Genomic DNA, 21897 nt, shown 5'->3' with positions numbered 1-21897 from the left:
TCTAGGGGCAAGCCGTGAGCGGCAGATCGCCGCGGCGCAAGGGGCCGCGGCGATCACCCGGTCAACTGACCGGCTCGATGGTTTTCGGCAGCCGGGCATCGATGATCTGATACAAGGCACTGCTCTCGGGCCAGTTGCGCATGAACCGCGCCCGGTCGCGGGCATAGGCCGGGGCAAAGCGGCTGGCCGAAGAATGCTGGTGCACCGCATCCAGGTCGATCAGGGTCCAGCGCCCCTCGTGCCAGAACAGATTGTGCCCCTTGAAGTCACCATGGCTGATGCGCTCGCGGATCAGGTCGGCAAACAGCTGCTCCAACGCCTGCAACTCGGCCTCGGGCACCGCACCGCTTTCAACATGGGGTGCAAAGCGCTGGATGATATCCGGCCCCGGCAGATACTCGGTCACCAGATAGGCCTGACGGCGCAACCAGAGAAAGCGTTTTTCCAGTACGGCCAGCGGCCTGGGCGTGGCGATGCCGAGAAACGCCAGGCGATTGCCCTCGCGCCACGAATGCCAGGCGCGGCTGGGGCGCCAGAAACGCTTGAGCCAGTGGGCAAAACCCTTGATGTTGTAGCGCTTGAGCAACAACGTGCGGCCATCGGCTTCGATTCGGCCGACGCTGGCCGCTCCGCCGGTCTTGTACAGGTGCCCCTGGTCGAGCAGATGATCGGCCTGGGCCAGCACCGGCAGCATGGCCGATTCTTCCTCGCGCCGAAGGGCGCGCAAGGCGAACGGCCCGCGCTGCACGCTGAACAGCGTGCACTCACGCCCGACCTTGCCGATGAAGTCCTTCAGGCGCCAGCCGCGGATTCGGTCGACCTGCTTGAGCAGGGCCTCCAACGGCAAGGCGTGCTCGGCATTGCTCAGCAGATAATGCACCAGCAATTCTTCGATGAACGGCTCGAAATGCCTGGGCAACTGGGCGAAAAACACCCCGAGGTTTTCCAGCACCTTCTGCCGCGACAGCGGCTTGCCCGCCTCTTCGGCACAAATCCCGGCACCATCGATCAGGTGCAACTTGCCGCCATGGCGCAACAGGTTGTCCAGGTGCAGGTCTTCCTGCCACAAGCCCTTGGCATGCATCTGCGCGATTGCCGCCAGGGCCTCGCCCAGCACCCGTTGCTGCTCATCAGCCAGGACCGGCAGCCTCTCCACCTGTTTCCAGGCGTCGGCCAGGCTTTCGGCCCCCTCCAGGAACTCGAAAAGCAGCCAGCCGCCCTCGCCTTCCTTCAGACCGTCGGCCAGCAACAGTGGCGTAGTCAGCCCCTGCTCGGCGAGCAGGCGCACACCCTGCAGTTCGCGCTGGAAGTGTCGAGCGGCCTTGCCGCCCACCAGCAACTTGGCCAGCACCGCACGACCGCGCCAGACCCCGGCACCGACATAACGCTGGCCAGGCAGCACCCGCAGCAGACTGAGCAGTTGCAACTGCCCCGGACCGGCAGCATCGGCCAGTTCGATGCTCAAGGGCAGAACCGGCGTACGCCCGGCGGATTTCAGTTCGGACAGGCGCATCAGCGACCCCCCTTCCTGCTGCGCCGTGCCCCCAGGCGCTGAAGCCAGGCATCCACCCGCGAAGCATCCACCGGCTGATCGAGGTAGGCCGCCAGCAGCGTCCGCACATCGGCTTCGCTCCAGACCGGCGCCCGACGCAGCAAGGGTTCCAGATCCTTGACCCGGTCACGCCGGCCGAACAGCAGCGGTCGGGTTTTCTCCAGGTCGATCAACCGCGCCTGGTAACCACCTGCCGTCTCCTGCAGGAAAATATGCTTGGGATAGAAACAACCGTGGATCTGCCGCACCCCGTGCAGTTGCCGGGCCAGCAGCCCACAGCATCGCAGGATCGCCTGGCGCTGCGTCGGCGCCAGTTGCGACCACTGCTCCAGCAGCGAGTCCAGGTCGCTCCAGCCATCCAGTGCCCGGGTCAACAATACGGCCCGGCGCTCGCCCTTCACCGCACGCTCGCCAAAGAACGCCGCCTGCAGGGCCGGGATACCCAAGCGCTGATAACGGCTGATATTGCGGAACTCACGGGCAAAGGTCGGTTCGCCCAGTGGGCTGTGCAGGGTGCGCGTCAGGTAATTGCTCTGGCGCTTGAGGTAATAGCCCTGGCCTTCCAGCTCCAGCCGATACACGCTGCTCCAGCCACCGCCACTGGTGTTGGGCTCATCCACCGCGTCCAGCGCCTTGTTCCACAGCGCATCGAAGTTGCCGAGTCCGTTGCGTTCCAGCAACGCGCGGTCGACAGCCGCCAGGAAGTCGGTCATTCCCGTCCCTCGAAAAATCTCAACACATGCCGAATGCGCTTCTTGTCCGCCGCATTCAGCCGACTACGTTGGCGGTACTGCAGGTAGAACCGCAGCCGCTGGGTGGCCGACAAGTGATACTTGGCGACCTTGTCCAGGCAGGCCAGGTCCTTGGTGATCCGATAGCGCAGCCAGAAGCCGCGCCAGAACTCGCCGTTGGGACAATCGATCAGGAACAGCCGGTGCTGGTCATCGACCAGCAGGTTGCGCCACTTCAGATCGTTATGAGTGAAGCGCTGGTCATGCATGATCCGCGTGTAGCGGGCCAACTGCCGACTGATGCCATCGACCCAGGCGCGATCGCGCAACAGCGGATCGTTGCGATTGGCCAGCGCCGAAAGGTCCTCGGTCCTGGGCAGTTCGCGAGTGATCATGGCCCCCGATGATAGGCCGCGCCACGGCGCTCCAGGCCCCAGGCGATGACTTCGGCGGTCGGAATGCCCCACTTGGCGAAACGCTTGAGATTCTGCCATTCGGAACGGACCCGGGGCCGGCCGAAATACTGCCGCAACCCCTTGCCCGCGCCGGAGTAACGCTTGACGTAATAGTTCACACCGTCGCGGTTGACCCGGATGACCTCGGACAACGGGTCACGGGTCAGGTGCTCGCCCTCGAGGGCGAATACCGCTTCCAGGCTGCCAAAGTCATCCGCCAGCGCCGCGTATTCAGGCTCCAGTTTCCAACCCGACATCAGAGCGCATCCCCGTAGCGCTGCTTGCGCTTGTAGAGTTTGTCGGCCTTGCGTTCCAACCACGCCAGCAGCGCAGCCTCGTCACGCAGGACCTCACGCAGCGGCCGGCGGAAATAGCCCTGCAGAAAACGCAACTTGTCGCGCCGGGTGAGGCCGATATCCAGCACCGAGAAATACAGGCCCGCCAGGTCCTTGTTGCGCCAGCGGCGCGGAATGCTCGGGCGAACCTGCGCACGATGCAGGTCGATGACCGAAAGCTTGAGGTCATCGGCCGTCACCGGCTTGTCGGTATGCAGCAGGAAATGGGCGATATAACAGTCGCGATGGTTGAGCCCGGCCCGATGCATGCCACCGGTCATGCGCGCCACTTCGGCAATCAGCGCACGCTTGAGCCGGGGCTGCGGCGGCTGCACGGGCCATTGCAGGGTGTAATCCTCGAGGCTGACGGTCGGCGCCAGCTCCTCGGTGACGATAAACGAATCCTGGCCGGCCGGATTGCTGCCACGCTCGCCATAGGCCACGCCGGTCATGGTGGGCACACCGGCCTTGTGCAGGCACTCGATAGCACGCCACTCCTGGCCGGCACCCAACACCGGCATTTTCGCGGTCAACAGGTTCTTGAAGATCTCGCGCCAGCCAATGCCACGATGGATCTTCACGAAGTAGCCACGCCCGGCGACTTCCGTGCGCAACGTCCGACGAGCCTCCAGCTCGCGATAAACCTTGCCCTGCAAGCGCTCGACCTCGGCGAACGCATCGCGTCCGGCCCACAGGCTCTTGAAGGGTTCGGCAAGGATCAACTTCATCAATGCTGCTCCGCCAGAATCACATCCGCAGCGTGCTGCGGCATGCTGTAGAGGTCGGCCGTCTCGGCGAAGGCCAGACCGTTGCGGCTCCATGCCGTGCGTGCCGCCCCATCGGACAGCATCCGGTTCAGGTATTGATTGAGCTGGTTCTGCTCGAAGGGCTCGTCCAGCACCAGGCCGCCATCGGCCTCGGCAATGTAATGGGCATAACCGCAGACCGCACTGACCAGCACCGGCAAGCCGGACACCAGCGCCTCCAGCAGCACGGTACCGGTGTTCTCGTTGTAGGCCGGGTGAATCAGCAGGTCGGCGCCCAGCAGGAAACGCGGGATATCGCTGCGCCCCTTGAGAAACTGCACATGCTCGCCCAGCCCCAGTGCCGCGCTCTGCACCTGGAAGACCTTGGGATCGTCCTGACCGATTACAAACAACCGGGTGCGCTTCCTAAGCTCCGCCGGCAATGCCGCCAGGGCCTTGAGACTGCGATCGACGCCCTTGGTCTTGAAACCGGAGCCGATCTGTACCAACAGGCAGTCGTCGTCCGCCAGCTTGAATTCACGGCGGAACTCGGCGCGGATTTCAGCGGCATTGGTCGGCGCCCGGCGGTCCTGGGCAATCCCCGGCGGCAACAGGTGAAAGCGCTCCAGCGGCGTGTCGTAATGCTTGATGAACAGCGGCTGCTGGACTTCGGAGATCATCAGGATCTCGGTCTTCGCGTCGCGGGCGAACACCGCCCGCTCGTACTCGGCGAAGTGCTTGTAGCGCCCCCAGAAACGGTACAGCGAATGACGCAGGTTCTGCGCCTTGTCCTCGAAGCAGCCATCGGCGGCGTAGTAGACATCCAGGCCGGGCATCTTGTTGAAACCGATCAGCCGGTCGACCGGACGCCTGGCCAGGTCGGCTTCCATCCAGGCACTGAGCTTCTCGTTACGCCGATGATTGGAAAACGCCTTGATCGGTACCACCAGCACCTCGAAGCCAGGCGGAACATCGCCTTCCCAGATCAGCGTGTAGACGCGGATCCGGTGCCCGCGCCGCTGGCATTCCAGGGCGATGCGCATGAAGTCGCGCTGCAGGCCACCAAAGGGAAAGTACTTGTACAGGACAAAAGCCAGTTGCATCAGTGCCGCTCCTCGGCCAGTAACAACGCGGTCAGCCGGCTGGCAACACGTTCGGGATTGAGCCGCGTGAAGCACAGCGGCAACTCGCGCCTGAGATCGAAGCGCTTCTGGTCTTCGGGGGTGGGCACGTAGGTGCATTTCTTCTGCAGGCAGGGCGCACAGGGGAAGTCGCTCGCCAGGTGGACCTGCGACTTGCCATAGGCCCCGGTCAGCCCCGGATTGGTCGGGCCGAACAGCGACAGGGTCGGCACATCCAGCGCCGCGGCCAGGTGACCGAGGCCGGTATCCACGGCAACGCAGGCGCTGGCATCGGCCAGAACCTTGCCCACACCGGCCAGATTCAGCTTCGGCAACACCACCGCATGCCTCAGCCCCCGGGCGATACGCTCGGCACGCGCCTTCTCGACAGCGTTGCCCCAAGGCAACTTCACCTCGACGCCCAGGTGCCCCATCCGCTCGGCCAGCTCACGCCAGTAGGCTTCGGGCCAATGCTTGGTGTCCCAGGTGGTGCCATGAAGGAACAGCACGAACGGCGTCTTGCTGCGTGGCAACACCACCAGCTTCTCGACATCCAGGCCGTAATCGCCCAGCCCGCCGGGCAAGTCATAGCCCAGCGCCACGGCGAACAACTGCCGCACCCGCTCGACCGCATGCTGCCCCCGCGCCACAGCCAGGCGCCGGGAATAGAAACGACTGGCCAGCGGCTCACGGGCCGACTGTTTGTCCAGCCCGGCAACCGGGGCCTTCACATAGCGGGTCAGGAACGCACTTTTCACCAGCCCCTGGGCATCGATCACCAGGTCGTATTTCGTCGCCCGCACATTCTGCTTGAAGCGCTTCCATTCGCCACTTTTGAACGTCTGCCAGAGGTTCTTGCGCCAGCGGCGGATCGCCACCGGAATCACCTTGTCCACCGCCGGATGCCAGCTCGGAATCTCGGCAAAACCTTCCTCGACCACCCAGTCGAAGCGGATGCCGGGAATGGCCCGGGCCGCATCGGTCAGCGCCGGCAGGGCATGAATCACGTCCCCCAGGGAGGACGTCTTGACCAGCAATACGCGCAAGTTACCGCACCTCGACGGGGGAGCCCTGCAGACGCTGCAGGGCCTCATTCACCGGCGCAGGCAACAGCTGGCGCAGGCAATTGTAGTGCCCGAAGCGGCAGGTACGCTCGAAGCAGGGGCTGCACTCCAGGCCCAGGCGGACGATTTCCACCTGGTCCGCCAACGGCGGCGTGAAGCCTGGCGAGGTCGAGCCGTACACCGCCACCAGCGGACGATTCAGCGCAGCCGCCACGTGCATCAGGCCCGAGTCGTTGGAGACCACCGAGTCGGCACAGGACAGCAGGTCGATCGCCTCGGCCAGCGATGTGGCGCCACTGAGATTCACCGCCTCTTCGCGCAAACCGGGAATCAGCCGCTGGCGAATATCCTCGCCGACCGCATGGTCGTTCTTCGAACCGAACAGCCAGACCTGCCAGCCTTCACGGATCTTCGTCTCGGCGACTTTCGCATAGTGCTCCGAGGGCCAGCGCTTGGACTCGCCGAACTCGGCGCCCGGGCACAGGCCAGTACCGGCCGGTCGAGCACCAGCTCGAACTTGCCCAGCGCCGCCGCGCGGCTGGCCGGATCGATCTGCAGCAAAGGGCGTGGATAAGGCGTCGGCAATTCGGTGCCCGGCTCGTAGGCCAGGGCCATGAACCGCTCGATCATCAGCGGATAGCGCTCCTTGTCCAGCTTGCGCACATCATTGAGCAGGCCATAGCGGAATTCTCCACGCCAGCCGGTGCGCTTCGGGATACCGGCAAAAAACGGCACCAGCGCCGACTTCAACGAGTTGGGCAGGAGAATGGCCTGATCGTACTGGCCCGCCAGGGACTTGCCGATCTTGCGCCGGGTGGCCAGGTCGAGCACACCGTGGCCGAGCGGAAAGCTCAAGGCCGCACGAACTTCGGGCATGCGTTCGAGGATCGGGCGACTCCACTCGGGAGCCAGCACATCGATCTCGCACTGCGGGTGGCGTTGCTTCAGGCACTGGAACAGTGTCTGAGCCATCACCATGTCACCGACCCAGCTGGGCCCAACGATGAGAATTTTCATAAATATTCCGGAAACGATCAGGGAGGCCTGTAGCCTCCCCGGTCTTTGCCCATGGCCGTCCCAGGCCGTGTACGAAACCGCCTGCGCGACGAGTTCCATGCAGGCCCTAGCTTAGTCCCAGTTCAGCCCAGATCCGCATCACATCGCGCCGTTCGACCGTGAACTGGTCGCCGCCGATGACGCCGGCCTCCTTCTGCAGGGCCTGGCGGTGGGCGGCGGAACGGTAGGCCTTGTAGGCCTCGCGCAGCAGGGCGGCATCGGCGGCGGGGATCAACCCGGCCTGCTCCAGCCCTTCCAGAATGCGGATGTTATCCGTGTAACGCAGTAATGCCGGGTGCTCTTTCGACCAGGCCAAAGTCGCGTATTGCACCATAAATTCGATATCGACGATACCTCCGGCGTCCTGCTTGAGGTCGAACGGCGCCGTCGCCTCGAAGGCATTGGCCGCGGTGCCGGCCGCGGTCGCCTTGCTGCCGAGGTTGTCGCGCATCTTGGCGCGCATCTCGCTGACCTCCTGGCGCAGGGTCGGCAGGTCCCGCTCACGCCCCAGCACCGCCGCGCGGACTTTCTCGAAGGCCGCCCCGACGCCCGGGCAACCCACCAGCACCCGGGCACGGATCAACGCCTGGTGTTCCCAGGTCCAGGCCTCGTTCTGCTGATAGCGCTCGAACGCCCCGAGGGAACTGACCAGCAGCCCGGAAGCCCCCGACGGACGCAGGCGCATGTCCACCTCATAGAGCTGGCCGGAGTTGGTCTGGGTGGTCAACAGGTGAATGATCCGCTGCCCCAGGCGGGTGAAGAACTGTGCCGTATCGATCGGCTTGGCGCCGTCGGTCTCGGCATTCGGATCGCCATCATGGATGAACACCAGGTCCAGGTCGGAACCGTGCCCAAGCTCGATCCCGCCCACCTTGCCATAGCCGACAATGATGAAGCCGGGATCGCACAGGCTGCCATCGGCACGCCGCGGCGAACCGTACTTGCTCACGGTCTGCCGCCAGGCCAGGGCCAGCACCTGCTCCAGGATCGCCTCGGCCAGCCAGGTCAGGTAGTCGCTGACCTTCATCAGCGGCAGGCTGCCGGAGATTTCCGAAGCGGCGACCCGCAGCCGATGCGCCAGCTTGAAGTGGCGCAGGGCCTCCATCTGCTGTTCGAGGTCATCCTCGGGAATCCGTGTCAGGCGCTCACGCAGCTCGGCCGCCAGCTCCGGTGCCAGCGGCGGCTTGAACAGCCGCCCCTCGTTGAGCAACTCGTCAAGCAGCATCGGGAACCGGGTGATCTGCTCGGCAATCCACGGGCTGGCGGCACACAGAGTCAGCAACTGGCGCAAGGCCCCGGGGTTTTCCGTGAGCAGCACAAGGTAGGCAGAACGCCGGGCGACCGCCTCGACCAGCGGCAACACCCGCTCCAGCACCAGGTCCGGGTCGGCATGTTCGACCGCCTGGGCCAGCAACCGTGGGATAAAGGCATCCAGGCGCTCGCGACCGAGACGCTGCATGGCCCGCAACTGCGCACTGGCACGCAATGATGCAAGCTGCCTCAACGCCTTGGGCGCATCCTTGAAACCGGCTTCCTGCAACTGACGGCTGGCAGCCTCTTCATCCTGGGCCTCTTCCCACAAGGGCAACCATTCGCCACCGACGGCCACCTGGCATTCTTCGCTCTCATCTTCGTCCGGGTCGGCGATGACCTGGCGAAAATGCCAGTCGATCCGGCCACGCCAGTGCATCAACTGCTCATGAAAGGCCGACCAACTGTCGAAACCGAGCATGAAGGCGATACGTGCCCGATCCTTTTCGTCATCGGGCAGCATCTGGGTCTGACGGTCGGCAATCGCCTGGATCGCATGCTCGGTATAACGCAGGAACTCATAGCCGGCGCGCAGTTCGGAGACCACCGCCGACGGCAGGTAGCCCTGGCCCTCGAGGGTGCCCAGGACCTTCAGCAAGGGCCGCTGCTGCAGGCTCAGGTCACGCCCGCCGTGAATCAGCTGGAACGCCTGGGCGATGAACTCGACCTCGCGAATGCCGCCTGAGCCCAGCTTGATGTTCTCGGCCATGCCCTTGCGGCGCACTTCCTGCTGAATCAGCTGTTTCATGGTGCGCAGCGCTTCGATCGCCGAGAAGTCCAGGTAGCGCCGATAGACGAACGGACGGAGCATTTCCAGCAGGTGCGCGCCCGCCGCCTGGTCGCCGGCCACCACCCGCGCCTTGATCATCGCGTAGCGTTCCCAGTCGCGCCCCTGGTCCTGGTAATACTGCTCCAGGGCGTTGAAGCTCAGCACCAGCGCCCCGGCCGAGCCATAGGGACGCAGGCGCATGTCGACGCGGAAGACGAAACCGTCGACGGTGATCGGGTCCAGCGCCTTGATCAGCCGCTGGCCCAGGCGGATGAAAAACTCCTGGTTGTCCAGCGGGCGTTTGACCCCGACGGTCTCGCCGCCTTCCGGGTAGGCGAAGATCAGGTCGATGTCGGAGGACAGGTTCAATTCCACGGCACCGAGCTTGCCCATGCCGAGGATGACCATCTGCTGCGGCTCGCCGCTGCGCCGACCGGTCGGCGTACCGAACTGCTGGCAATGGCGCAGGTACAGCCATTGATAGGCCTGATCGATACAGGCGTCGGCCATGTCCGAAAGGTCGCGACAGGTCTGCACCAGGTCGGCCTGGCGCGTCAGATCGCGCCAGATGATCCGCACCTGCTGGCGATTGCGCTGACGACGCAGGACCCGCCCCAGCTCATCCTCGGTTTCGGCCTGCTGGACGGCGGCGGCGATCTGACCGCACAGTTCGCCGGGAGCGAAGACCCGGTCCAGGTCGCCGAACTGCACCAGCTCCAGCAACATCAAAGGGTCACGAACCACCTGTTCAATAAAGAAGTCGCTGGCGGCACTGACCCGGGCGAAATCGGCCCAGCGCCCGGGCGGCCATCCGGCCAGGCCGTGATCGTCGCCCAGTGCGGAGACGGCCGCACGGAAGGACTGTTCGGCCCGACTGACAAAAGGCTGGAGAACGGCCGGCAAAACGGCCAGTGCAGGTAGGCTCATGGTCTATCCTTGATCGGCGAACAAGCAGCCGCGAACGGTGAGGGCGAGAAGCATGCCCCGGAAAGTAGTGTCGAACAAAAGTTGGAAATAGCTGATAATCGTTTTTTTTTGGCAGCCAACATCAAGCAAACACCTGACAAGGTTTATTTTCAACCAACAATATCGATTATTCTCACAACGCAGCAGGAAGTTTTCGTACGTTGATCTGTAGTTTTACTACTCGTCTATACATTCGAAAGGCTGAAATGGTTGGCGATTTGTAGTAAAACTACAGAACCCCGGATCAACCTCCGGATAATCCAAGAATTTATGTCGTCTGCCCACAAGGCCAGTCGCAAACTCAGGCAACCGATTCTGGAAGCCTTTCCGCCCTGGAGCAAGCCATGCAAGACCTCGATCCCGTCGAAACCCAGGAATGGCTGGACGCCCTGGAATCGGTTCTCGACAAAGAAGGCGAAGACCGTGCTCACTATCTGATGACCCGTATGGGTGAACTCGCGACCCGCAGCGGTTCGCAACTGCCCTACGCCATCACTACGCCGTACCGCAACACGATTCCCGTCACCCACGAAGCACGCATGCCTGGCGACCTGTTCATGGAACGCCGCATTCGCTCGCTGGTACGCTGGAACGCGTTGGCCATGGTCATGCGCACGAACCTGAAAGATTCGGACCTGGGCGGTCACATCTCCAGCTTCGCCTCCAGTGCCACCCTGTACGACATCGGTTTCAACTATTTCTTCCAGGCCCCGACCGACGAGCACGGCGGCGACCTGATCTACTTCCAGGGCCACGCCTCGCCAGGCGTCTACGCGCGCGCCTTCATGGAAGGCCGCATCAGCGAAGACCAGATGAACAACTTCCGCCAGGAAGTCGATGGCAACGGTCTGTCGTCCTACCCGCACCCATGGCTGATGCCTGACTTCTGGCAGTTCCCGACCGTATCCATGGGTCTGGGACCGATCCAGGCGATCTACCAGGCACGTTTCATGAAGTACCTGGAAGCCCGCGGCTTCATCCAGCCAGGCAAGCAGAAGGTCTGGTGCTTCATGGGCGACGGCGAGTGCGACGAGCCGGAATCCCTGGGCGCCATCGCCCTGGCCGGCCGCGAGAAGCTGGACAACCTGATCTTCGTCATCAACTGCAACCTGCAGCGCCTCGACGGCCCGGTTCGCGGCAACGGCAAGATCATCCAGGAACTCGAAGGCGTGTTCCGTGGTGCCCAGTGGAACGTCAACAAGGTCATCTGGGGCCGTTTCTGGGACCCACTGCTGGCCAAGGACACCGACGGTATCCTGCAGCGCCGCATGGACGAAGTCATCGACGGCGAATACCAGAACTACAAGGCCAAGGACGGTGCGTTCGTCCGTGAGCACTTCTTCAACTCGCCTGAACTCAAGGCGATGGTTGCCGACCTGTCCGACGACGAGATCTGGAAACTCAACCGTGGCGGCCACGACCCTTACAAGGTCTATGCAGCCTACCACCAGGCGGTCAACCACAAGGAACAGCCTACCGTCATCCTGGCCAAGACCATCAAGGGTTACGGCACCGGTGCGGGCGAAGCGAAAAACACCGCCCACAACACCAAGAAGGTCGACGTCGACAGCCTGCGTTCGTTCCGCGATCGTTTCGACATCCCGGTCAAGGACGAGGAGCTGGAAAACCTGCCGTTCTTCAAGCCGGAAGAAGGCAGCGCCGAAGCCCGCTACCTGAGCGAGCGTCGTGCCGCCCTGGGTGGTTTCGTACCCCAGCGTCGCGCCAAGAGCTTCAGCGTTCCGACTCCGCCACTGGATACCCTCAAGGCGATCCTGGACGGCTCGGGCGACCGTGAAATTTCCACCACCATGGCCTTCGTGCGGATCCTCGCGCAACTGGTCAAGGACAAGGAAATCGGTTCGCGCATCGTACCGATCATCCCGGACGAGGCCCGTACCTTCGGTATGGAAGGCATGTTCCGCCAACTGGGCATCTACTCGTCCGTCGGCCAGCTCTACGAGCCCGTCGACAAGGACCAGGTGATGTTCTACCGCGAGGACAAGAAGGGCCAGATCCTCGAGGAAGGCATCAACGAAGCGGGCGCCATGAGCTCCTTCATCGCGGCCGGTACTTCGTACTCCAGCCACAACCAGCCGATGCTGCCGTTCTACATCTTCTATTCGATGTTCGGCTTCCAGCGTATCGGCGACCTGGCCTGGGCGGCCGGCGACAGCCGTACCCGTGGCTTCCTGATCGGCGGTACCGCCGGCCGGACCACACTGAACGGCGAAGGCCTGCAGCACGAAGATGGTCACAGCCACATGCTGGCCGGCACCATCCCGAACTGCCGCACCTATGATCCGACCTACGGCTACGAGCTGGCGGTGATCATCCAGGACGGCATGAAGAAGATGACCGAAGAGCAGCAGGACGTCTTCTACTACATCACCGTGATGAACGAGTCCTACCAGCAGCCAGCCATTCCGGCCGGTGTCGAGGAAGGCATCATCAAGGGCATGTACCTGCTCGAGGAAGATACCAAGGAAGCCGCCCACCACGTGCAACTGATGGGCTCCGGCACCATCCTGCGCGAAGTGCGTGAAGCCGCGAAGATCCTGCGCGAGCAGTTCAACATCGGTGCCGATGTGTGGAGCGTCACCAGCTTCAACGAACTGCGCCGCGACGGCCTGGCCGTGGAACGCAGCAACCGCCTGCACCCTGGCCAGAAGCCGAAGAAGAGCTATGTCGAGGAATGCCTCTCCGGTCGCAAGGGCCCGGTGATCGCGTCCACCGACTACATGAAGCTGTTTGCTGAACAGATCCGCCAGTGGGTCCCATCCAAGGAATTCAAAGTCCTGGGTACCGACGGCTTCGGCCGCAGTGACAGCCGCAAGAAGCTGCGTCACTTCTTCGAGGTCGACCGTCATTTCGTGGTGTTGGCAGCCCTGGAAGCCTTGGCTGACCGTGGCGACATCGAACCGAAAGTGGTGGCCGAGGCCATCGCCAAGTTCGGTATCGATCCGGAAAAACGCAACCCACTGGACTGCTGAGGAGACCCCCTGTGAGCGAACTCATTCGCGTACCTGACATCGGCAGCGGTGAAGGTGAAGTAATCGAACTGTTTGTGAAGGTCGGCGACCGTATCGAAGCCGACCAGAGCATCCTGACCCTGGAGTCGGACAAGGCGAGCATGGAAGTGCCCGCACCGAAAGCCGGTGTCATCAAGAGCCTGAAGGTGAAGCTGGGCGACCGCCTGAAAGAAGGCGACGAGCTGCTGGAACTGGAAGTCGAGGGCGCCGCTGCCGCGGCCCCAGCGGCTGCTCCGGCACCTGCCGCAGCCCCGGCCGCACCGGCTGCCGCACCTGCACCGGCGGCCGCGCCGAGCGCCGCCCCCGCTGCCGCTTCGGCGCAGCAGGTGCATGTGCCGGACATCGGTTCGTCGGGCAAGGCCCAGATCATCGAGATCTCGGTCAAGGTCGGCGACACCATCGAGGCCGATCAGTCGCTGATCACCCTCGAGTCCGACAAGGCCAGCATGGAAATCCCGTCGCCGGCTGCCGGCGTGGTGGAAAGCATCAACGTCAAGCTGAACGACGAAGTCGGTACCGGCGACCTGATCCTGGTCCTGAAGGTCGCAGGCGCTGCGCCTGCCGCTGCCCCGGCACCGGCTCAAGCCGCCGCGCCGGCTGCCGCTCCAGCGCCAGCAGCGGCCCCGGCCGCTCCGGTGGCCGACAGCGTGCAGGACATCCACGTGCCGGACATCGGCTCGTCGGGCAAGGCCAAGATCATCGAAGTCTCGGTCAAGGCCGGTGACACCGTCGAAGTCGACCAGTCGCTGATCACCCTGGAATCCGACAAGGCCAGCATGGAAATCCCATCGCCAGCCGCCGGCGTGGTGGAAAGCGTTTCCATCAAGCTGGACGACGAAGTCGGCACCGGCGACCTGATCCTGAAACTCAAGGTCAAGGGCGCTGCACCTGCCGCAGCTGCGGCACCCGCTGCCGCTCCTGCTGCACCGACCCAGGCCGCTGCTCCGGCTGCAGCCGCACCGGCACCGGTCGCTGCCCCGGCAGCCGCTCCAGCCGCCGCTGGCGCCAAGGTCCATGCCGGCCCGGCGGTACGCCAACTGGCCCGTGAATTCGGCGTCGACCTGAGCGCGGTCAGCCCGAGCGGTCCGCACGGTCGCATCCTCAAGGAAGACGTGCAGGTCTACGTCAAGGCCATGATGCAGAAGGCCAAGGAAGCTCCGGCCGCTGCCGCTGGTGCAACCGGTGGCGCTGGCATCCCGCCGATCCCGGCCGTGGACTTCAGCCGCTTCGGCGAAATCGAAGAAGTGCCGATGACCCGCCTGATGCAGGCCGGCGCCGCCAACCTGCACCGCAGCTGGCTGAACGTGCCGCACGTGACCCAATTCGACTCGGCGGATATCACCGAGCTGGAAGCGTTCCGCGTCGCCCAGAAAGCCGTGGCCGAGAAGGCTGGCGTCAAGCTGACCATCCTGCCGCTGCTGCTCAAGAGCTGCGCGCACCTGCTCAAGGAACTGCCGGACTTCAACAGTTCGCTGGCCCCGAGCGGCAAGGCCGTCATCCGCAAGAAGTACGTGCACATCGGCTTCGCCGTCGACACCCCGGATGGCCTGCTGGTCCCGGTGATCAAGAACGTCGACCAGAAGAGCCTGCTGCAACTCGCCGCCGAAGCGGCTTCCCTGGCTGAAAAGGCCCGGACCAAGAAGCTCTCCGCCGACGACATGCAGGGCGCCTGCTTCACCATCTCCAGCCTCGGCCACATTGGCGGCACCGGCTTCACGCCGATCGTCAACGCACCGGAAGTGGCGATCCTCGGCGTTTCCAAGGCAACCATCCAGCCGGTCTGGGATGGCAAGGCCTTCCAGCCAAAGCTGATGCTGCCACTGTCGCTGTCCTACGATCACCGCGTGATCAACGGTGCCGCGGCAGCGCGCTTCACCAAGCGCCTGAGCGACCTGCTGGCGGATATCCGCACCATCCTGCTGTAACCGGCTATCCGGCCTCCTGCATCAAGGAGGCCGGATGCGCCGTAGCGTTTTCCGAGCGCCACGCTCGTACCTCAACCCCGCCAGATGGCGGGGCTTTTTTTGCGCCTGTGAAAACACCCGCCCGATACGCGCCAAACCGCGACACAGAGCGGTTATCGTCGCCCATCCAGCGCCCTCGATTGAAGATTTCCCAGCTTCGGCCGATACATTGAAGGCACAGAGCCACTGTTCTGCTTGTCAGCCCGACCCGCTTAATGCAACCTTGCCCAACTCGCCAGGAAAAGGCCTCCTCCCCTGTGCGTGATCAGTACTCTTGAAGCGAGCTCTCCATGAAAAGCCAACCCGATGCCGCCAATAGATTGGCGGCCGAGGTAGTGACTCAGTTACCGGTGCCGTCGCGGCTCGGTATGCTGCGTTTCGAACGGCTGAATGAAGCAAGCTGGGCCCTGCTGTTTCTCGACCCCAACTGCGAACGCCAGTTCGGCCTGCCGGCCATCGAGCTGTGCGCCCTGGTCGGCTCGCCCTATGCCAGCCTGATGGAGCCCGAAGCCCGTTATCGCCTGCATGACGCCATCCAGCTGCAACTGGCCGAGAACACGCATTATCTGGTGCGCTACACCCTGCATACCACCCAGGGCCCGTTGACTCTGCTGGAGATGGGTGAAGCCTACAGGCAGCACAACCGCCATCTGCTGCGCGGCTACCTGCTGGTGGTCGAAGGCCTGTTCGGGCTGGAGCCGCAACTGCCGCTCACCGACCTCGCCACCCAGAACAGCCGCCTGCAGATCGCCCTGGAACTCAACCAGCGCGCCCAGCAGGAGCAACTGCAGCACCTCGACCGGGTGCGCGCCCAGCAGGACCTGATCCTGCGCCTGGCCCGACAACGCTACAGCATCAACAATTCGCTGCAGGAAGCCGCCGAGCTGATCACCCGCTGCGCCTGCGACATCTACGAAATCGACTGCGCCAGCATCTGGAACCTCGAAGGGCAGCGCCTGATCCCGATCTCCGCCTACCACCGCCACAACCAGGAATACCTCCTGCCGGACGAGATCGACGCGAGCCAGTTCCCCGATTACCTCGAAGCGCTGCACACCAGCCGCGCCATCGACGCCCATAACGCCACCCGCGACCCTCGCACCCGCGAGATGGCCGAAACCCTGCGCCCGCGTGACGTCAACGCCATGCTCGATGCCAGCATTCGCATCGATGGCCAGGTGGTGGGAGTGCTCTGCCTGGAGCAGACCGGCCAGACCCGCGCCTGGCAATCGGATGAAATCGCCTTTGCCGGCGAGCTGGCGGACCAGTTCGCCCAGGTCATCAGCAACCACAACCGGCGCACCGCCACCAGTGCCCTGCACCTGTTCCAGCGGGCGGTCGAACAGAGCGCCAACGCCTTCCTGCTGGTCAACTGCGACGGTGTGGTGGAATACGTCAACCCGAGCTTCACCGCCATCACCCAGTACAGCGCCGAGGAAGTCCACGGCCAGAAGCTCTCCGAACTGCCAGCCCTGGAGAATATCAGCGAACTGCTGTTCGACGCGCAGTCGAGCCTGGCCCAGAGCAACAGCTGGCAGGGCGAATTCAAGAGCCGCCGCAAGAACCTCGAACCCTACTGGGGGCAGTTGTCGATCTCCAAGGTCTATGGCGACAACCGCGAACTGACCCACTACATCGGCATCTACGAAGACATCACCCAGACCAAGCTCGCGCAGCAGCGCATCGAACGCCTGGCCTACACCGACAACCTGACCAACCTGGGCAACCGCCCGGCGTTCATCCGCAACCTCGACGAACGCTTCGCCCGCGACAGCGACTCGCCGATCAGCCTGCTGCTGGTGGACATCGACAACTTCAAGCGGATCAACGACAGCCTCGGCCACCAGACGGGCGACAAGCTGCTGATCAGCCTGGCTCGCCGCCTGCGCAACAGCCTGAGCCCGAGCGGCAGCCTGGCGCGCTTTGCCAGTAACGAATTCGCGGTCCTGCTCGACGATACCGACCTGGAAACCGGCCAGCAGATCGCCACCCAACTGCTGACGACCCTCGACAAACCGATGTTCGTCGACAACCAACTGATCAGCGTCACCGGCTCCGTCGGCCTGGCCAGCGCGCCGCTGCACGGGCGCGACCCGCAAACCCTGATGCGCAACGCCGGCCTGGCCCTGCACAAGGCCAAGGCCAACGGCAAGCACCAGGTCCAGGTGTTCACCGAGGCGCTGAACGCCGAGGCCAGCTACAAGCTGTTCGTCGAGAACAATCTGCGCCGCGCCCTGACCCAGAACGAGCTGGACGTGTTCTACCAGCCCAAGCTGTGCCTGCGCAGCGGCCGCCTGCTGGGGATGGAGGCGCTGTTGCGCTGGAACCATCCGGAAAAGGGCATGATCCGCCCGGACCAGTTCATCAGCGTTGCCGAGGAAACCGGCCTGATCATCCCGATCGGCAAATGGATCGCGCGCCAGGCCTGCCGCATGAGCAAGGCCCTGACCGCTTGCGGCCTGGGCAACCTGCAGGTGGCGATCAACCTGTCGCCCAAGCAGTTCTCCGACCCGGACCTGGTCGCCTCCCTGGCCAGTATCCTCAAGGAGGAACAACTGCCGCCGTCGCTGCTGGAGCTGGAGTTGACCGAAGGCCTGCTGCTGGAAGCCACCGACGACACCCGCCAGCAGCTCGACCAGTTGAAGAAAATCGGCCTGACCCTGGCCATGGACGACTTCGGCACCGGCTATTCGTCGCTGAGCTACCTGAAGAAATTCCCGATCGACATCATCAAGATCGACCGCAGCTTCATCCATGAGATCCCGGACAACCAGGACGACATGGAAATCACCTCCGCGGTCATCGCCATGGCCCACAACCTGAAACTCAAGGTGGTGGCCGAAGGCATCGAAACGTCCGAGCAACTGACCTTCCTGCGCCGCCATCGCTGCGACGTCGGCCAGGGCTACCTGTTCGACCGGCCGATCCCGGGAGCCGAGCTGATCCAGCAGCTCAGGCGCTACCCGCGCGGACCTTTGGCCTGACAGCGCAGCAACACTCGGGCACACTGTCGGTCTACTTCAATAGCTACAGCTCATTTCAACCTGACTGAGAGGACTGCGACATGGTCTTGCGCTCGGAAATACTGGTGAACAAAAACGTGCTCCCAACCAAAGAACAAGCTCTTCCTGGCCGTGAAACCCCGATGGCCGTTCCGGACAAGCATTTCGTCAACGGCCACCCGCTGCTGGGGCCATTCCCCGGCAACGTCGAATTCGCGATCTTCGGCCTGGGCTGCTTCTGGGGCGCGGAGCGGCGTTTCTGGCAGCGTGAGGGCGTGTACAGCACGTCGGTCGGCTATGCCGGCGGCTTCACCCCCAACCCGACCTACGAGGAAGTCTGCTCCGGCCTGACCGGCCACAGCGAAGTGGTGCTGGTGGTCTACGAGCCGGAAATCGTCAGCTACGAACAGTTGCTGGCGCAGTTCTGGGAACTGCACGACCCGACCCAGGGCATGCGCCAGGGCAACGACATCGGCACCCAGTACCGCTCGGTGATCTATGCCACCAAGCCGGAGCAACTGGAGGCGGCCCGCAAAAGCGCCCAGGTGTTCCAGGCGGAACTGACCAAGGCCGGGCTGGGCACCATCACCACCGAAATTTCCGAGGCGCCGACCTACTACTACGCCGAGGCCTATCACCAGCAATACCTGGCGAAGAACCCGGAAGGCTACTGCGGCATTCGTGGCACCGGCGTCAGTTGCCCGATCTGAGCACCCCGGCCCTTGTAGGATGCAGGCTTGCCCGCGAAAGCGTTGGCAAGATCGCCAAACGCTTCGCGGGCAAGCCCGGCTCCTACAGCTATCACGGCCACCTACTCACTCGGCAATCAGCCAGTCCATCCGCCAGTCGCCCTGGGTCTGCGCCAGTTTCTGCGCCAGCCACGGCAACAGCTCACGCAGCTCATCCTCCAGCCCCCACGGCGGGTTGGCAATCGCCAGTCCCGAGCCATTCAGGCTCGCCGGCGTATCCAGCGGATGCACCAGCAACTCCACCCGCAACAGCTTCGGCGCGCCGGTACCGGCCAAGTCCTGGTAGAAACGCTTCAGCGCTCGCTGATCCTTGATCGGATACCAGATCGCCGCCACCGTCTGGCGCATGCGCCCGATGGCTTCCTTGAGCGACGCGGCACAGCGCTGCATCTCGTCCAGTTGCTCGAATGGCGGGTCGATCAGCATCACTGCACGCTTTTCCGCCACCGGCAGCAGGGCCCGCGCCAGGTGCCAGCCCTCCCCCAGGTGCACCGCCACACGCCGGTCGCCCTTCATGTTGTCCTTGAGCAGCTTGCCGTCTTCCGGGTGCTTCTCGTTGAGCAGCACCCGGTCCTGGCCACGGGTGAGGCGCCGCGCCAATTCCGGCGACCCCGGGTAGTAGCGCAACTCGCCATCGGGGTTCATCTCGTGCAGCACCCGCAGGTAATCGGCGGTCATGGCCGGCAGGTCCTGCTGACCCCACAGGCGGGCGATCCCCTCCAGGTATTCGCCGGTACGGCTGGCCTGGTCGCCCTTGAGGTCATACAGGCCGATACCGGCGTGACTGTCGAGATAGGCGAACGGCTGTTCCTTGCGCGCCATCAGGGCGATCAGGCGGGTCAGGACCAGGTGTTTCAAGACGTCGGCATGGTTGCCGGCGTGGAAGGCGTGACGGTAATTCATGGCAACTCCTGCGCAGGAGGCGAAGTTTACCCTGTGCTCCAGCCGCCGTCAGGTCGCAACGTACAGGCGGCAGGGACCGCCGCCGACAGACTCGCCGGAGCGCCCATGGTAACGTCACGCCCTCTCATTCGAAGGATTCGACCCGATGACCACCCGCTACGCCAAAATCGTCCTGAGCCTGGCACTCGCCGCCTTCGCCTTCATGGTCACCTTCAACAACGTCAGCGACTACGCCTCCAACTTCGCTTTCGTCAGCCACGTACTGAGCATGGACACCACCTTCCCTGACAACGCCGTGATGTACCGCGCAATCACCACGCCGATGCTGTGGCACGTCGCCTATTGGCTGATCATCCTCGGCGAAGGCTTGACCTGCGCGCTGCTGGCCTTTGGCGCACTGTCGCTGTGGCGAGCCCGCAAGGCCGACGCCGCCAGCTTCGCCCGGGCGAAGAAAGGCGTCATCGCCGGCACGACCCTGGGTTTTCTGGTGTGGTTCTTCGGCTTCATGGTGGTGGGCGGCGAATGGTTCCTGATGTGGCAATCGAAAATCTGGAACGGCCAGGAGGCAGCCTTCAGGTTCTACATGGCCTTGCTCGGTGTACTGATCTTCGTCAATCAGGCGGACAACGAGCCGGCTTAACCTGGATCACTTGCCGATCCGGCGCCAGTAGCGGACACTGGCGCACCGGTTTGCGGTCCGATTGCGGGCACCCACCCGAGATCCCTGGCGACTCAGACACACGAGACCATTAGGCCACCGCAACTGCCCGGCAGTGCTCAATTAATGGAATTTCACTGAGTCGAGACCTTATGAAAGACGCAACGATTGCGCTCCATCACGGATTCAAGTCGGACCCGACCACCAAGGCCGTGGCCGTACCCATCTACCAGAACGTCGCCTTCGAATTCGATAACGCCCAGCACGGCGCCGACCTGTTCAACCTCGATGTTCCGGGCAATATCTACACCCGGATCATGAATCCCACCAACGACGTGCTCGAACAGCGCCTGGCGGCACTGGAAGGGGGAATCGCCGCCCTGGCCGTGTCCGCCGGCAGCGCGGCGATCCACTACGCGATCCAGACCCTGACCCGCGCCGGCGACAATATCGTTTCCACCCCGCAGCTCTATGGCGGCACCTACACCCTCTTCGCCCACCTGCTGCCCAGCTTCGGTGTCGAAGTGCGGTTTGCCCGCGACGACTCGCCCGAAGCGGTCGCCGAACTGATCGACGAGAACACCCGGCTGGTCTACTGCGAAAGCATCGGCAATCCGGCAGGCAACATCGTCGATATCGAGAGCTTTGCCCAGGTGGCCCACGCTCATGGCGTACCACTGATGGTCGACAACACGGTGGCGACACCGATCCTGTGCAAACCGATCCTGTTCGGTGCCGACATTGTCGTGCATTCGGTGACCAAGTATGTGGGCGGTCATGGCAACGCCCTGGGCGGGGTGATCGTCGATGCCGGTACCTTCCCCTGGGCCGACCATCCGCAGAAATTTCCCGGTCTCAACACCCCGGAAGCCGCCTACCACGGCGTGGTCTACACGGAGAAATTCGGCCCGGCGGCCTTCATCGCCCGCGCCCGCACCGTGCCGCTGCGCAATACCGGTGCGGCACTGGCACCGATGAACGCCTTCCTCCTGCTGCAAGGCCTGGAGACCCTGGCCCTGCGCATGGAACGGCATACCGAGAATGCGCTCAAGGTGGCGAAGTTCCTCAAGGCCCACGAACAGGTGGCCTGGGTCAGCTATGCCGGCCTGCCGGACCACCCGCACCATGAATTGGCGCACAAGTACATGAAGGGCAAGCCGTCGGCGATTCTCTCGTTCGGCCTCAAGGGCGGCTACCAGGCCGGGGTGCGGTTCTACGATGCGCTGCAGATTTTCAAGCGCCTGGTGAACATCGGTGACGCCAAGTCCCTGGCCTGCCACCCGGCCTCCACCACCCACCGGCAAATGACCGAAGCCGAACAGGCCAAGGCCGGCGTGAAACCGGAGATGATCCGCCTGTCGGTCGGCATCGAGGCCATCGAGGACCTGCTCGAAGACCTGCAACAGGCACTGCAGGCCTGAAACGCAGCGGCCCGTCTCCGGGGAGACGGGCCGCCTTGTCGCTACAGGGCTTGCCGCCCCCTATC

Annotated in this window: 14 protein-coding genes and 2 pseudogenes; 7 read left to right on the top strand and 9 right to left on the bottom strand. The window is 63.7% G+C overall.

Annotated elements, in window-relative coordinates; translation table 11 throughout:
- Window positions 1–61: 61 nt before the first annotated feature.
- The 8 genes and pseudogenes from ACZ5KU_RS02345 to glnE form a co-directional block, all read right to left on the bottom strand.
- Complete coding sequence (locus ACZ5KU_RS02345; RefSeq protein ID WP_054056534.1) at window positions 62–1513, bottom strand: lipopolysaccharide kinase InaA family protein; 1452 nt, start codon at window positions 1511–1513, stop codon at window positions 62–64.
- Window positions 1513–2265 (bottom strand): lipopolysaccharide kinase InaA family protein, encoded by a 753-nt coding sequence (locus ACZ5KU_RS02340; protein WP_054062112.1) that lies wholly within the window; start codon window positions 2263–2265, stop codon window positions 1513–1515. The genes ACZ5KU_RS02345 and ACZ5KU_RS02340 overlap by 1 nt, the downstream gene beginning before the upstream one ends.
- Window positions 2262–2995: pseudogene (locus ACZ5KU_RS02335) on the bottom strand (lipopolysaccharide kinase InaA family protein). The gene ACZ5KU_RS02340 and the pseudogene ACZ5KU_RS02335 overlap by 4 nt, the downstream one beginning before the upstream one ends.
- Complete coding sequence (rfaP, locus tag ACZ5KU_RS02330) at window positions 2995–3801, bottom strand: lipopolysaccharide core heptose(I) kinase RfaP (protein WP_416771475.1); 807 nt, start codon at window positions 3799–3801, stop codon at window positions 2995–2997. The pseudogene ACZ5KU_RS02335 and the gene rfaP overlap by 1 nt, the downstream one beginning before the upstream one ends.
- Window positions 3801–4922 carry a glycosyltransferase family 4 protein gene (locus ACZ5KU_RS02325; RefSeq protein ID WP_464736793.1) on the bottom strand — a complete coding sequence of 374 codons (1122 nt, stop codon included), beginning with the start codon at window positions 4920–4922 and terminating at the stop codon, window positions 3801–3803. The genes rfaP and ACZ5KU_RS02325 overlap by 1 nt, the downstream gene beginning before the upstream one ends.
- Window positions 4922–5986: a lipopolysaccharide heptosyltransferase I gene (gene waaC, locus ACZ5KU_RS02320; RefSeq protein ID WP_054056529.1), complete on the bottom strand. Its 1065-nt coding sequence runs from the start codon at window positions 5984–5986 to the stop codon at window positions 4922–4924. The genes ACZ5KU_RS02325 and waaC overlap by 1 nt, the downstream gene beginning before the upstream one ends.
- Window position 5987: 1 nt before the next feature.
- Window positions 5988–7021 (bottom strand): annotated as a pseudogene (waaF, locus tag ACZ5KU_RS02315) (lipopolysaccharide heptosyltransferase II).
- A gap of 106 nt (window positions 7022–7127) precedes the next feature.
- The gene (gene glnE, locus ACZ5KU_RS02310) at window positions 7128–10067 is read right to left on the bottom strand and encodes a bifunctional [glutamate--ammonia ligase]-adenylyl-L-tyrosine phosphorylase/[glutamate--ammonia-ligase] adenylyltransferase (RefSeq protein WP_416771470.1); all 2940 of its coding nucleotides are present in this window, start codon (window positions 10065–10067) and stop codon (window positions 7128–7130) included.
- Between the two features lie 9 nt (window positions 10068–10076).
- Between glnE and ACZ5KU_RS02305 the strand changes: the two genes are divergently transcribed.
- The 5 genes from ACZ5KU_RS02305 (at window position 10077) to msrA (ending at window position 18811) form a co-directional block, all read left to right on the top strand.
- Entirely contained in the window at window positions 10077–10271 is a 195-nt protein-coding gene (locus tag ACZ5KU_RS02305) for a hypothetical protein (RefSeq protein ID WP_152972970.1), read from the top strand.
- A 179-nt stretch (window positions 10272–10450) separates the two neighbouring features.
- A complete protein-coding gene (aceE, locus tag ACZ5KU_RS02300) occupies window positions 10451–13096 on the top strand; it encodes a pyruvate dehydrogenase (acetyl-transferring), homodimeric type (protein ID WP_054056526.1) in 2646 nt (881 codons plus the stop codon).
- A gap of 11 nt (window positions 13097–13107) precedes the next feature.
- Window positions 13108–15060 carry a dihydrolipoyllysine-residue acetyltransferase gene (aceF, locus tag ACZ5KU_RS02295; RefSeq protein WP_054062108.1) on the top strand — a complete coding sequence of 651 codons (1953 nt, stop codon included), beginning with the start codon at window positions 13108–13110 and terminating at the stop codon, window positions 15058–15060.
- Between the two features lie 329 nt (window positions 15061–15389).
- Window positions 15390–18083, top strand: a complete 2694-nt coding sequence (locus ACZ5KU_RS02290) for a putative bifunctional diguanylate cyclase/phosphodiesterase (RefSeq protein WP_416771467.1) — start codon at window positions 15390–15392, stop codon at window positions 18081–18083.
- Window positions 18084–18163: 80 nt separating this feature from the next.
- Complete coding sequence (msrA, locus tag ACZ5KU_RS02285) at window positions 18164–18811, top strand: peptide-methionine (S)-S-oxide reductase MsrA (RefSeq protein WP_054060247.1); 648 nt, start codon at window positions 18164–18166, stop codon at window positions 18809–18811.
- Between the two features lie 105 nt (window positions 18812–18916).
- Here msrA and ACZ5KU_RS02280 read toward each other — a convergent pair whose 3' ends face one another.
- A complete protein-coding gene (locus ACZ5KU_RS02280) occupies window positions 18917–19753 on the bottom strand; it encodes a 23S rRNA (adenine(2030)-N(6))-methyltransferase RlmJ (RefSeq protein WP_054060246.1) in 837 nt (278 codons plus the stop codon).
- A 145-nt stretch (window positions 19754–19898) separates the two neighbouring features.
- Here ACZ5KU_RS02280 and ACZ5KU_RS02275 point away from each other — a divergent pair, with 145 nt between their 5' ends.
- Together ACZ5KU_RS02275 and ACZ5KU_RS02270 are read left to right on the top strand one after the other, a co-directional pair.
- The gene (locus tag ACZ5KU_RS02275) at window positions 19899–20393 is read left to right on the top strand and encodes a DUF2165 family protein (protein ID WP_054060245.1); all 495 of its coding nucleotides are present in this window, start codon (window positions 19899–19901) and stop codon (window positions 20391–20393) included.
- A gap of 170 nt (window positions 20394–20563) precedes the next feature.
- Window positions 20564–21832 carry an O-acetylhomoserine aminocarboxypropyltransferase/cysteine synthase family protein gene (locus ACZ5KU_RS02270; RefSeq protein ID WP_464736792.1) on the top strand — a complete coding sequence of 423 codons (1269 nt, stop codon included), beginning with the start codon at window positions 20564–20566 and terminating at the stop codon, window positions 21830–21832.
- Window positions 21833–21897 lie beyond the last annotated feature (65 nt).

Source organism: Pseudomonas sp. Tof1 (genome assembly GCF_055390395.1).
Note: the sequence above shows the minus strand (reverse complement) of the source record. Positions and strands in the feature narration are given on the sequence as shown.

Excerpts from the sequence above, each read along its gene's own strand:
- ACZ5KU_RS02345 (WP_054056534.1), bottom strand. The coding sequence starts at position 1,513 with ATGCGCCTGTCCGAACTGAAATCCGCCGGGCGTACGCCGGTTCTGCCC.
- ACZ5KU_RS02340 (WP_054062112.1), bottom strand. The coding sequence starts at position 2,265 with ATGACCGACTTCCTGGCGGCTGTCGACCGCGCGTTGCTGGAACGCAAC.
- rfaP (WP_416771475.1), bottom strand. The coding sequence starts at position 3,801 with ATGAAGTTGATCCTTGCCGAACCCTTCAAGAGCCTGTGGGCCGGACGC.
- ACZ5KU_RS02325 (WP_464736793.1), bottom strand. The coding sequence starts at position 4,922 with ATGCAACTGGCTTTTGTCCTGTACAAGTACTTTCCCTTTGGTGGCCTG.
- glnE (WP_416771470.1), bottom strand. The coding sequence starts at position 10,067 with ATGAGCCTACCTGCACTGGCCGTTTTGCCGGCCGTTCTCCAGCCTTTT.
- aceE (WP_054056526.1), top strand. The coding sequence starts at position 10,451 with ATGCAAGACCTCGATCCCGTCGAAACCCAGGAATGGCTGGACGCCCTG.
- ACZ5KU_RS02290 (WP_416771467.1), top strand. The coding sequence starts at position 15,390 with ATGAAAAGCCAACCCGATGCCGCCAATAGATTGGCGGCCGAGGTAGTG.
- msrA (WP_054060247.1), top strand. The coding sequence starts at position 18,164 with ATGGTCTTGCGCTCGGAAATACTGGTGAACAAAAACGTGCTCCCAACC.
- ACZ5KU_RS02280 (WP_054060246.1), bottom strand. The coding sequence starts at position 19,753 with ATGAATTACCGTCACGCCTTCCACGCCGGCAACCATGCCGACGTCTTG.
- ACZ5KU_RS02275 (WP_054060245.1), top strand. The coding sequence starts at position 19,899 with ATGACCACCCGCTACGCCAAAATCGTCCTGAGCCTGGCACTCGCCGCC.
- ACZ5KU_RS02270 (WP_464736792.1), top strand. The coding sequence starts at position 20,564 with ATGAAAGACGCAACGATTGCGCTCCATCACGGATTCAAGTCGGACCCG.